Below are 10,887 nucleotides of genomic sequence, written 5' to 3'. Positions count from 1 at the left end.
CGCCCCGGTCCGGCGCCCCGGTCCGGCGGCCCGGTCCGGCCGGTGCGGTCGGCCCGGATCGGCCCGGGCGGCGTCCAATGACGACTGCCGACCGCGGTTCCGGGATACCCATCACGCATGAGACGCATCAGTGACTTCGACCGCCGGCTGTTCGCGCGGGTCGCGGACAGCCGGCTCCGCGGCATCCATCCGCTGCTGCCCCGGCTCAGCCGGGCCGCCGACCACGGCCGGCTGTGGTTCGGCACGGCCGGGGTGCTCGCCACGGTCGGCGGCCGCACCGCGCGGCGGGCCGCGCTGCGCGGGATCGGCTCGCTCGCCGCCGCCTCACTCGTGTCGAACGTCGTGGTCAAGTGGACGGTGGAACGCAAGCGTCCGGTCATGGACGCGGTGCCCCTGGTCCGCCAGTTGCGCAGGCAGCCGTGGACCAGTTCCTTCCCCTCCGGGCATTCGGCCTCCGCCGCCGCGTTCGCCACCGGGGTGGCCCTGGAGTCCTCGCGGTACGGCCTGATGGTCGCCCCGCTCGCCGCCGCCGTCGCCGCCTCCCGGGTGTACGTGGGCGTCCACTACCCCAGCGATGTGCTGGCCGGAATCGCCCTCGGTGTCGGCGCCGCCGCGCTGACCTGCCGCTACTGGCCGCCGCGCCCCGAGGTTCCGGCGCAGGCCCGGCCGCGGATCTCGGCGCCCGCCCTGCCCAAGGGCGAGGGGCTGGTGGTCCTGGTCAACCAGCGGGCCGGGATGGCCGCCCCCACCGGCGGTTTCACGGTCGCCGAGCAGTTGCAGGTGCTGCTGCCCGCCGCGGAGATCCTGGAGTGCGGGCCCGACGACGACTTCATGGACCTGCTCCGGCAGGCCGCCCGGCGCGCCGCCGACCGGGCCGGGGCGCTGGGCATCTGCGGCGGGGACGGCAGTGTCAACGCCGCCGCCACGATCGCGGCCGAACGCGGGCTGCCACTCGCCGTGTTCCCCGGCGGCACCCTCGACCACTTCGCGCTGGACCTCGGCGTACCGGCCTTCGAGGACACCGCCCACGCCGTGACCGAGGGCGACGCCGTGGCCGTGGACCTCGGCCGCGCCACCCCCCTCGCGGGAGGCGGCGGGACCAGCCAGTTCGTCAACACCTTCAGCATCGGCTTCTACCCGGAGCTGGTGCGGATCCGGGAGAGCATGGAGGGCCGGCTCGGCAAGTGGCCCGCGGCCGCCGTCGCGCTCACCCGGGTGCTGCGCACCGCGAGCCCCATGGAGGTCGAGGTCAACGGGCGGCCGCGGCGGCTATGGATGCTGTTCGCCGGCAACGGCGTCTACTCCCCCGAGGGTTTCGCGCCCGCCTACCGTCAGCAGCTCGACGACGGGCTGCTCGATGTGCGGGCGATCGACGGCGAGGAGCGGCTGGCCCGCACCCGGCTGCTGATCTCGGCGCTCACCGGCACCCTCGGCCGGTCACATGTCTACACGACGCGGCGCATGCGCCAACTGCGGCTGTCGGGCCTCCACACAGTGGACAGCCGAGCCTACGATGGAGAGGTGGCGGCCGACCCCGCGGAGGAGCTGCTGATCGACAAGTGGCCGGGGGCGCTCACCGTGTACCGCCCCGCCGAGCCGCAGAACGAGCTGCTCCAAAGGGCCCGTACGGCCGCCGCGAAGGCCCCCCATTGGTGGAGGTCTCTACTACGCAAGTAGTACTCGGAAATCTGTGCTCAAGGACGACGACGGGGGCACCTCCCACCGTCAAGGATGAGGGCATGGACGACGACCGATCGGCCCAGGGGGCCGCGACGTGACCTCCCTTGCGCTGTCTGTGCTGCTGGCCCTGGTCTCGGCGGTCTGCTACGCCGCCGGAGCCATACTCCAGGAGCATGTCGCGGCCACGACGCCGCGCCTCGCGGCCGCTCCGCTGCGGCGCGGGAGTTGGTGGGCCGCGGTGAGCCTCAACGGTGCGGGCGCGGTCCTCCATGTGATCGCCCTGGCCTACGGCCCGCTGAGCGTGGTGCAACCCCTAGGGGCTCTGACGATCGTCTTCGCCCTGCCGATGGCGGCCATATTCGTCCGCCGCCGGGTCGGCGGATCCGGCTGGCGGGGTGCGCTGCTGGCGACCGCGGGGCTCGCCGGGCTGCTCTCCCTGACCGGCAGCTCGCGGGCCCAGTCGCTGGGCGAGCGGGAGGGCGTCTGGCTGATCGTGATCACGGTCTCCACCATCGCCGTACTGGCCGGGGCGGCTCGCCTGATGCGGTCGCCCGGCATCCGCAGTGTGCTGCTGGCGGCGGCCGCGGGGACGGCCTTCGGTGTCTCGTCGGTGGTCACCAAGAACGTGGCCGTGGAGTGGACCTGGGACGCCTGGCAGGACGCCCTGCCCGGCCTGGTCACCATCGGGCTGCTGGCCTCGGGTGGGGTGTTGCTCTCCCAGGCGTCGTACCGGGGCGCCGGGCTGGCCTCGCCGCTGGCGACGGCGACCGTGGCCAACCCCGTGGTCGCCACCGCGGTGGGCATCGCCGCGCTCGGCGAGAGCTTCCGGCACGGCACGCCCGGCACCCTGCTGGCCCTGGTCGCGGCCCTCGTCGCGAGCACCGGCCTGGTGATGCTGACGGTGCACAACGTCGAGGCGGAGGCGGAGGCCGAAGCCGAAGCCGTGACCGAGGCAGCCGCCGAGGAGGCCCCGGCCGCTCCCGGGCGTGGCGGGCACGATGCCACCGGCGGGGGCGGCGGGCCGGAGGTTCCGGAGGGGCCCGGCGGATCCGGCCCGCATGAGGTGCCGGACGTCCCCGCCGGGCCGCCTGTCGAGCCCGGTACCCCGCTCCTGCTCCCCCAGCCGATCCCCCGCCAGCCCACCGGCGAGAACGACCCCGGCCCGCGCCTGCCCGAATGCGGCGAGGCCGTACTCCAGCACCACGCCTGACAAGCACCACGCCTGACAAGCACCGCGGCCTGACAAGCACCACGCCCAGGCGGCAACCACCCCTAGACGGCGCCGGGCCGTCCCGCGCCGAGCAGCTCCACCAGCCCCGAGAGGCCCTCATGGCCATGGCCGTCGGCGACCCGGCGGGCCATGAGGCCGCCGATCGGGGCGATCAGTTCGGGGCTGATGCCCTGGTCCCGGGCGGAGCCGGTGAAGTTGACGAACGCGGCCGACTGCATGGCGAGGTTGGAGACCACCCCGGTGGCGTGGTCGCCGGAGTCGATCTGCCGTGCGTAGCCGTCCACGGCCCCGGACATGGCGGTCAGCCAGCGCCCCAGCAGCGGGGCGGCATCGGCCGCCGCCACTCCGTCCGACCGCACGAGGGCGTAGGCGTGCAGCACGCCCGAGAACATGCCGTACATCGCGCTGAGCAGGGCGAGGTCGTACAGCGGGGCGCGGCCGGGGTCCTCGCCGAGATGGTGGCTCTCGCCGAAGAGGTCCAGCACGGCGCGGTGGGCCGCGAAGACGGCCGGTGAGCCGCTGTAGAGGAGGAAGGCGGCGGGCGTCCCGATCATCGGCGGGACGGCCATGATGCCGCCGTCGAGGTACTGGGCACCGTGTCCGGCCGCCCATGCGGCCAGGTCGCGGGCCTGCCGCGGAGTGCCGTTGGTGAGGTTGACGACGGCCTTGCCGGACAGGGCGTCCCCGAGGGGCTCCAGCACCTGCCGTACGGAGTCGTAGTCCAGCAGGCAGACCACCACCAGGGGGCTCGCCCCGACGGCCGCACCGGCCGTCGCGGCGGTCGGCGCGCCCTCGGCGGCGAGCGCCTCGGCCTTGGCGGCCGTACGGTTCCACACCGTCGTCCGGTGCCCGGCCGTCATCAGGGCGCGGGCCAGCGCGGTGCCCATGTCGCCGAGGCCCAGCACCGTCACGGGGGTTTCGCTCATCTCATCCGCTCCAGTCGTTTCGATACCGCTTGTGGTTCGTAGGGGTCCGGCGCGCCGCTCACAGCCTCGTTCCCCGGCGGTAATGTGGGCAAGTACCCACTAAAGAGTGCGTACTTACCTTGAGGTCAGTGGGGGCGGGGGCCATGCGAAATCAGCCTTATGTCTGTGGTCTGGACGCGGCCGTGGATGTGATCGACGGCAAGTGGAAAGTGCTGATCATCTGGGCGCTCGATCACCAGCGGTGCCGTTTCGGGGAATTGCGGCGGCTGGTTCCGGGCGTGACCGAAAAGGTACTGACGCAGCAGCTCAGGGAGTTGGAGGCGGACGGAATCGTCCACCGGGAGATTTACGACGTGGTGCCGCCGAAGGTGGAGTATTCGCTGACCGAGCTGGGCGATGAGCTGAATACGGCACTGGGTCCGCTGGGCGCGTGGGGCAAGCGCCGGATGGCGGCGCTGGAGGAGGCGGGGCAGGGCTGACTTCCAGGGCCGCCGCATCGCCCGGGGCCGCCGCACCGCCCGGGGCCGCGACCCCGCCGGGGAATCCGCGTCAACTGGCGCCGTCGCACGTATTTTCCAACCAGGTGTCCGCGGGGTAGGGGTGTGGAGATCACCCCGCTCACTTGGAGGCCCCCGTGACCGACAGCGCTCCCCGGAGCCAAGCGCGCACACCCTGGCGAGCCGTGTTCGGCGGCTCGATCGGAAATCTCGTCGAGTGGTACGACTGGTTCGTCTACGCCAGTTTCGCCACCTACTTCGCCGGCGCCTTCTTCCCCAAGGGCAACGACACCGCACAGCTCCTCAACACCGCCGGGATCTTCGCGGTCGGCTTCTTCATGCGTCCCGTCGGCGGCTGGCTGCTGGGCCGGTTCGCCGACCGGCGCGGCCGTAAGGCAGCGCTCACCCTGACGGTGACGCTGATGTCGGCCAGCGCGCTGCTCATCGCCATCGCCCCGACCTATGACCAGGTCGGCTACTTCGGCGCGGCCGTGCTGCTGGTGGCGCGGCTGCTCCAGGGGCTGTCGGTGGGCGGGGAGTACGCGGCCAGTGCCACCTATCTCACCGAGGCGTCCCAGCCCGGCGGCCGGGGCTTCGTCTCCAGCTTCCAGTATGTGTCGATGACGATGGGCCAGTTGATCGGCCTGGGTCTCCAGATCGTGCTCCAGCACACCATGTCCGATGACGCGCTGCACTCCTACGGCTGGCGCATTCCGTTCATCGTCGGCGCCGTGGGCGCGGCGGTGGTCTTCTGGCTGCGGCGCAATCTGCTGGAGACCGAGGTCTACACCGAGGAGGACGCCCACCAGGACGAACGAGGGACGATGGCCGAGCTGCTGCGGCACCGCAAGGAGGCGGCGCTCGTCATCGCGCTGACCATGGGCGGCACGGTCGCGTACTACACGTACACCACCTATCTCACCAAGTACCTGTCGAACACGGCCGGTCTGAGCAAGTCGGACGCCTCGCTGGTCAGCTTCTGCGCCCTGTTCCTGTTCATGCTGTTGCAGCCGCTGGCCGGATCGCTCTCGGACCGGATCGGGCGCCGTCCGCTGCTGATCACTTTCGGTTTCGGCTCGATGCTCGGCACCGTCCCCATCATGACCGCGCTGTCGCACACCGACACCTTCACGGGGGCGCTGCTGCTCTCGCTCGCGGCGCTGGTCATCGTCACCGGCTACACCTCGATCAACGCCGTGGTGAAGGCCGAGCTGTTCCCCACCCATGTCCGGGCGCTCGGGGTGGCCCTGCCGTACGCGCTGGCGAACGCGCTGTTCGGCGGCACCGCCGAGTATGTGGCGCTGTGGTTCAAGAAGGGCGGTGCGGAGTCCGGGTACTACTGGTACGTCTCGGCGTGTGCGGCCGTCTCGCTCATCGTCTACCTCACCATGCGGGAGACCCGCGACGCCGCCCTCTCCCGGGACCGCGCGGACGGCCCGGCCGCCCCGGGGAAGCGGCGGACGACGGCGGTGTGACGGCGCCGAGGGGCCGGGCCCGGGGTCAGCGGCCGGCGGTCACGCTCATCTGAGCCCAGACCACCCGTCCGCCGTTCATGCCCGGCCGGTCCCCCCAGGCGTCGGCCAGGGCGCGGACCAGTGCGAGTCCGCGTCCGCACTCGTCCTCGAGACCGGCCTCCCTCGGCGTGGGGACGGCCGGTCCGCCGCCCTGGTCGGCGACCTCGATATAGAGCATGCGCCGCTCATGGGCGCGCAGCACACAGAGGATCTGCTCGCTTCCGGTGTGCACCAGGGCGTTGGTGAACAGCTCGGACATCACCAGCTCGGCGGATTCGCAGAGCTCTTCCTGGAAGCCCCACTCCAGCACCCGTGAGCGCACCTGGTGCCGGGCGATGGCGACCGAGGCGCCTCTGGCGGGCAGTTGGAGCCTCTCCTGGCGGAGGGCGGAGTCAACGCTCCCGGAGTTCGGGTGGTGGGCCATCGTCGAGCGTTGACGCAATGCCACGGCCATGTGCCTTCCGTCCGTCTACCTGTGGGGGCGTGAATGCCGTACGTGAATGCCGCAAGTGCGCGACACAGCAGCCACGTTGGACTGGTCACACCCGTCACTATCGTTGCTGCGAGCATCAGTTGGCAAGGCGCGATCTGCAAAATGCAGAATAGCCAGCGCACTCTGTTGCCCTCATCTCGCACGTGGCACACTGCTCCTGACAAGACCGTCCCAGGAGGTACGACGTGGGTGAAGCGCGATCTGCCCCGACCGTCGGGCAGATGGTCCTCGGCATGCGGCTGCGGGACCTTCGCGAAAAAGCCGGCGTCAGCTACGACCAGGCTGCCAGGGCGCTGCACGTCAACCAGACCACGGTGCGCAGGATGGAGAAGGCCGAGGTCGGCCTGAAACTCCCCTACGTCGAGAAGCTGCTCCAGACCTATGGCGCCGAACAGGAAGAGATCGACTCCTTCCTCGCGCTCGCCGAGGAGGCCAACAGACCGGGCTGGTGGCACCGGTTCCGCGATGTGCTGCCGGACTGGTTCAGTCTCTATGTGAGCCTCGAGGGCGTGGCGAGCCGTATCCGCGCCTACGAGCCGCATTTCATCCCCGGCCTGCTCCAGACCGAGGAGTACGCCCGCACGCTGCTCTCCATCGGCTTCCCGCACGGCTCCGCCCAGGAGCTGGACCGCCGGGTGGCGCTGCGGATGGAGCGCCAGGAGCTGCTCAGCCGCCCGGACGGACCGCATCTGTGGGTGGTGATGGACGAGACGGTGCTCCGTCTGTCCATCGGGGGTCCCCAGGTGATGCGCGCCCAGATCGACCACCTGATCGAGGCGGCACAGAAACCCAACATCACCCTTCAGGTGGTGCCGTTCTCCGCCGGCCCTCACCCGGGCATGGGCGGACCCTTCCAGCTCTTCCGGTTCCAGATCCCGGAACTGCCGGACATCGTCTACGCCGAGGGCCTGACCGGCGCCGGCTATCTCGATCAACGTTCCGATGTGGTCGCCTATTTGGAGGCCCTGGACCGTATGGGTACCCAGGCCACACCGGCGCGGCGCACGGAGAGTTTTCTCCGTGGGATTCGCAAGGAGCTCTGACTGTGGATCAGGTACATGTGTACAACGGCATGCCGGCCAAACACCTGGGGACCGAAGGCTGGGCCAAGCCGTGGAGCGGTCCCAACGGCGGTGCGTGCGTGGAGGTCATGAGGCTGCACGACGGGCGGGTCGCCCTGCGCCAGTCGACCGATCCGGACGGGCCTGCCCTGATCTACACCCACCATGAAATCGAGCGGTTCATCCAAGGCGCCAAGGCCGGCGCCGCGGACTTCCTGCTCACACGTCCTGACCCCAACCTGACCTCCTCGGCGGGTACCGCACCGGAACGGAGGGCCGCGTGACCGACTACGGGCTCGCCCCTGGCCAGATCGACACCACCAAGCCGCACCCGGCTCGGATGTACGACTTCTACCTCAACGGCAAGGACCACTACGAGGTCGACGCGGATGCCGCCGGGCGGGTGCTGGAGGTCTATCCGACCGTCCGGCTCAACGCCACCATCAACCGTGCCTTCATCCACCGGGCCACCCGCTGGCTGGCCCGGGAGGCCGGGATCCGGCAGTTCCTCGACATAGGCACCGGCATACCCACCGAGCCCAATCTCCACCAGGTCGCCCAGGGCGTCGCCCCGGAGGCCCGGGTGGTCTACACCGACTACGACCCCATCGTGCTGGCCTACGCCCAGGCGCTGCTCATCGGCACCCCCGAGGGCCGTACGTCCTATGTGCAGGCGGATGTGCGCGATCCCCAGCGGATCATGAGCGCCCCCGAACTGCATGAGACGCTGGACCTGGACCAGCCGGTGGCGATCTCCGTGAACGCGCTCTTCCACTTCATCCCGGAAGAGGACAAGCCGTACGAGATCATCCGCGAGCTGATGGCGCCCCTGGCCCCGGGCAGCTATCTGATGCTGACCCACTCCACCCATGACTTCTCGGCGGAGACCTGGCGGAACGTCATCCAGGTCTACAAGGAGAGCGGCATCTCCTTCACCACCCGCTCGCAGAGCGAGGTCGGGGCCTTCTTCGACGGTCTGGAGCTGGTCGACCCGGGTGTGTCGGAGCCCCACCACTGGAACCCGGACCCCGGCGACCGCCCGGAGACCATCCACAGCGCGGACATCAACATGTGGGCGGGAGTGGCCCGGAAGCCATGACGCCTGCGGCGGGCTGTTCCCTTCCCGCCCCTTCCCACAACCGGGGCTCCGCCCCAGCCCCCGGGTCAGACGCCCCGGATGTGCGCGGGCACGGCGTGCCGATGGCGATCAGCCCGCCGGTGCAGGTGTCCACGGCGGCACCGGCCCGGTGTCACGGCGCCTCGGCGCTCTCGCCGACCGTGAAGCCCAGTACCGCGCCCCCGCCCGGGCGCGGCCGGGCGAAGACGGTGCCGCCGTGGGCGAGGGCGACCTCGCGCACGATGGCCAGGCCCAGCCCCGAACCGGGCAGGCTGCGCGCGCCGGGCGCGCGGTAGAAGCGGTCGAAGACGCGCTCGCGGTCTTCGTCGGCGATGCCGGGGCCCCGGTCCAGGACCTGCACCCGGCGGCCGGTGATCACCACCTCGACGGGCTCGGTGCCGTCCTGGTCGAACTTGGCGGCGTTCTCCACCAGATTGGAGATCGCGCGCTGCAAGCCGGCCGGGCGGCCCGTCAGCCGGGTGTCGCCCTCGGCCCGTACGGTGATCTCCCGGCCGGTCCGGCGCTGGGCGAGGGTCGCGGCGGTGGTGGCCACCTCCGCCAGCGAGACCTCGGTAGGGGGTTCGTCGTCCCGCTGCCCGGCCGCCAGCTCCACCAGCTCATTGACGAGGTCGGTCAGCTCCCGGGTCTCCCCCGCCAGATCGGCCAGCAGATCCTCGCGCGCGGGCCCGGGCAGCTCCTCGAAGCGGCGCAGCAGGGAGATATTGGTGCGCAGCGAGGTGAGCGGGGTGCGCAGTTCGTGCCCGGCGTCCTCGACCAGCCGCCGCTGGTCGTCCTTGGAACGCGCGAGCCGGCCGAGCATGCCGTCGAACGCCCGCCCCAGGCGGCCCACCTCGTCGTCCCCGGTGACCGGCACCGCCACCTGCATCCGGCCGGTCGCGGCCACGCTCTCGGCGACCCCGGTCAGCCGCACCAGCCGCCGGGTGATCCGCCCGGCCAGCCACCAGCCGGCCAGTCCGGCGGCCAGGATGACGGCGACCACGAACAGCGCGGTGCGCTTCTGGAGTTCTTGCAGCAGATCCTCGGTGTCGCTGATCTGCTGGGCCACCTGGACCGCGCCGGTGGAGTCACCCACCGCCACCGTGGCCATGCGGTACTGCTCTCCGCCGATGCCGATCTCGCGCCGTACGACGGTGCCCGGCGTACGGGAGGCGGCGGTGACCCGGTCCTCGCCGGTCACCGGCAGCGGGGGCTTGCCCGCGTCGTAGACCATGCCGTTGCCGTTGATCACCTGGACGTCCATCCGGCTGATCCGGCGCAGATCGTCCCGCAGGCCGTAGGGGACGGGCGCGGTGGACTCGGTGGGGTACTGCCGCAGGACCACCTTCTCGCTGCGGACCTCGGCGCGCAGATCGCGGATCACATCGTCGAACGCCGTCTGCTGGTCGACCCGCACCAGCCCGGCCGCCGAGTCATAGCTGAGGCCGCCGACCAGGAGGGTGACCACGGAGGCCGCCGTCGCGAACGAGAGCGCGAAGGTGGTCCGCAGACTGGGCCGCCCACGGCGGAGCGTTGGAAGCCGCACCATCACTCCTCCCGCAGGGTGTAACCGACTCCGCGCACCGTATGGATCAGCGGGGTGCGCCCCTCCGGATCGACCTTGCGGCGCAGATAGCCGATGTAGACGGCGAGGTTCTTCGATCCGGGGCCGAAGTCGTAGCCCCAGATGCGGGCGTAGATCGTGGCGTGGTCCAGGACGATGCCCGCGTTGCGCGCCAGCAGCTCCAGCAGGTCGAATTCGGTGCGGGTCAGCTCCAGCTCCGTACCGCCGCGCCAGACCCGGCGGGCCGAGGAGTCCAGGTGCAGATCCGCGACCTCCAGTACGCCGTCGATGGCGGCGTCCTCCGGCGCGGGCGGTTCGGCGGGGGCGGCGCGGCGCAGCAGTGCGCGCAGCCGGGCGAAGACCTCCTCGACCTCGAAGGGCTTGGCCACATAGTCGTCCGCCCCGGCGTCCAGCCCCTCGATCCGGTCGGCGGTCTCGACCCGCGCGGTGAGCATCAGGATGGGAGTGCGGTCCCCCTCGGCGCGCAGCACCCGGCACACCTGGAGCCCGTCCACGCCCGGCATCATCACATCCAGGACGACCACGTCCGGGCGCTCGCGGTGGATGGCCGCCAGCGCCTCGATCCCATCGGGCACGGCGGTCACGCGGTACCCCTCCAGGGTCAGGGCGCGGTCCAGCGCCTGGCGGATGGCACGGTCGTCCTCGGCGAGCAGCACGGTGTTGGTCACACCCCGAGTCTGCCAAGGCCACAAGGGTGCCTGCCCCGGGTGGGGGTCCTGAGCGGGGCTTCTTACCCCGCTCTCACCTTCTTCACGCGACCGGCTTACCGGGCCCGGACAGAGTGTC

The 10,887-nt window shown here is 71.3% G+C and carries 11 protein-coding genes; 7 read left to right on the top strand and 4 right to left on the bottom strand.

Annotation, left to right across the window (positions count from 1 at the left end; all coding sequences use genetic code 11):
• Nucleotides 1-117 precede the first annotated feature (117 nt).
• Nucleotides 118-1,677 (top strand): bifunctional phosphatase PAP2/diacylglycerol kinase family protein, encoded by a 1,560-nt coding sequence (locus KN815_RS39400; RefSeq protein ID WP_216346608.1) that lies wholly within the window; start codon nucleotides 118-120, stop codon nucleotides 1,675-1,677.
• A gap of 97 nt (nucleotides 1,678-1,774) precedes the next feature.
• The gene (locus KN815_RS39395) at nucleotides 1,775-2,890 is read left to right on the top strand and encodes a DMT family transporter (protein WP_216346607.1); all 1,116 of its coding nucleotides are present in this window, start codon (nucleotides 1,775-1,777) and stop codon (nucleotides 2,888-2,890) included.
• Between the two features lie 62 nt (nucleotides 2,891-2,952).
• On the opposite strand, the gene KN815_RS39390 is transcribed toward KN815_RS39395, so the two are convergent.
• Nucleotides 2,953-3,837, bottom strand: a complete 885-nt coding sequence (locus KN815_RS39390) for an NAD(P)-dependent oxidoreductase (RefSeq protein ID WP_216346606.1) — start codon at nucleotides 3,835-3,837, stop codon at nucleotides 2,953-2,955.
• A 143-nt stretch (nucleotides 3,838-3,980) separates the two neighbouring features.
• Between KN815_RS39390 and KN815_RS39385 the strand changes: the two genes are divergently transcribed.
• Nucleotides 3,981-4,316, top strand: coding sequence for a winged helix-turn-helix transcriptional regulator (locus KN815_RS39385; protein ID WP_216346605.1), 336 nt, complete (start codon nucleotides 3,981-3,983; stop codon nucleotides 4,314-4,316).
• A gap of 203 nt (nucleotides 4,317-4,519) precedes the next feature.
• Nucleotides 4,520-5,809, top strand: a complete 1,290-nt coding sequence (locus tag KN815_RS39380; protein WP_253209524.1) for an MFS transporter — start codon at nucleotides 4,520-4,522, stop codon at nucleotides 5,807-5,809.
• A gap of 25 nt (nucleotides 5,810-5,834) precedes the next feature.
• On the opposite strand, the gene KN815_RS39375 is transcribed toward KN815_RS39380, so the two are convergent.
• Nucleotides 5,835-6,302, bottom strand: coding sequence for an ATP-binding protein (locus KN815_RS39375; protein ID WP_216346603.1), 468 nt, complete (start codon nucleotides 6,300-6,302; stop codon nucleotides 5,835-5,837).
• A gap of 224 nt (nucleotides 6,303-6,526) precedes the next feature.
• Here KN815_RS39375 and KN815_RS39370 point away from each other — a divergent pair, with 224 nt between their 5' ends.
• The 3 genes from KN815_RS39370 to KN815_RS39360 are packed head-to-tail and all read left to right on the top strand — an operon-like array spanning nucleotide 6,527 to nucleotide 8,501.
• Complete coding sequence (locus KN815_RS39370) at nucleotides 6,527-7,384, top strand: Sco1979 family transcriptional regulator (protein WP_216346602.1); 858 nt, start codon at nucleotides 6,527-6,529, stop codon at nucleotides 7,382-7,384.
• 29 nt (nucleotides 7,385-7,413) lie between these two features.
• The gene (locus tag KN815_RS39365; RefSeq protein WP_372458596.1) at nucleotides 7,414-7,686 is read left to right on the top strand and encodes a DUF397 domain-containing protein; all 273 of its coding nucleotides are present in this window, start codon (nucleotides 7,414-7,416) and stop codon (nucleotides 7,684-7,686) included.
• Nucleotides 7,683-8,501 (top strand): SAM-dependent methyltransferase, encoded by an 819-nt coding sequence (locus KN815_RS39360; protein WP_216346600.1) that lies wholly within the window; start codon nucleotides 7,683-7,685, stop codon nucleotides 8,499-8,501. Before KN815_RS39365 ends, KN815_RS39360 begins: the two co-directional genes overlap by 4 nt.
• Before the next feature lie 151 nt (nucleotides 8,502-8,652).
• On the opposite strand, the gene KN815_RS39355 is transcribed toward KN815_RS39360, so the two are convergent.
• Entirely contained in the window at nucleotides 8,653-10,065 is a 1,413-nt protein-coding gene (locus KN815_RS39355) for a sensor histidine kinase (RefSeq protein ID WP_216346599.1), read from the bottom strand.
• On the bottom strand, nucleotides 10,065-10,769 hold the full coding sequence (locus KN815_RS39350; RefSeq protein ID WP_216346598.1) for a response regulator transcription factor: 705 nt from the start codon (nucleotides 10,767-10,769) through the stop codon (nucleotides 10,065-10,067). Before KN815_RS39350 ends, KN815_RS39355 begins: the two co-directional genes overlap by 1 nt.
• Nucleotides 10,770-10,887: the final 118 nt, after the last annotated feature.

This window comes from Streptomyces niphimycinicus, assembly GCF_018883605.1.
Lineage (GTDB): Bacteria > Actinomycetota > Actinomycetes > Streptomycetales > Streptomycetaceae > Streptomyces > Streptomyces niphimycinicus.
Note: the sequence above shows the minus strand (reverse complement) of the source record. Positions and strands in the feature narration are given on the sequence as shown.

What these genes read in the sequence shown, in the direction of transcription:
- KN815_RS39390 (WP_216346606.1), bottom strand. Translation starts at nt 3,837, where the DNA reads ATGAGCGAAACCCCCGTGACGGTGCTGGGCCTCGGCGACATGGGCACC.
- KN815_RS39355 (WP_216346599.1), bottom strand. Translation starts at nt 10,065, where the DNA reads ATGGTGCGGCTTCCAACGCTCCGCCGTGGGCGGCCCAGTCTGCGGACC.
- KN815_RS39365 (WP_372458596.1), top strand. Translation starts at nt 7,414, where the DNA reads ATGCCGGCCAAACACCTGGGGACCGAAGGCTGGGCCAAGCCGTGGAGC.
- KN815_RS39400 (WP_216346608.1), top strand. Translation starts at nt 118, where the DNA reads ATGAGACGCATCAGTGACTTCGACCGCCGGCTGTTCGCGCGGGTCGCG.
- KN815_RS39385 (WP_216346605.1), top strand. Translation starts at nt 3,981, where the DNA reads ATGCGAAATCAGCCTTATGTCTGTGGTCTGGACGCGGCCGTGGATGTG.
- KN815_RS39375 (WP_216346603.1), bottom strand. Translation starts at nt 6,302, where the DNA reads ATGGCCGTGGCATTGCGTCAACGCTCGACGATGGCCCACCACCCGAAC.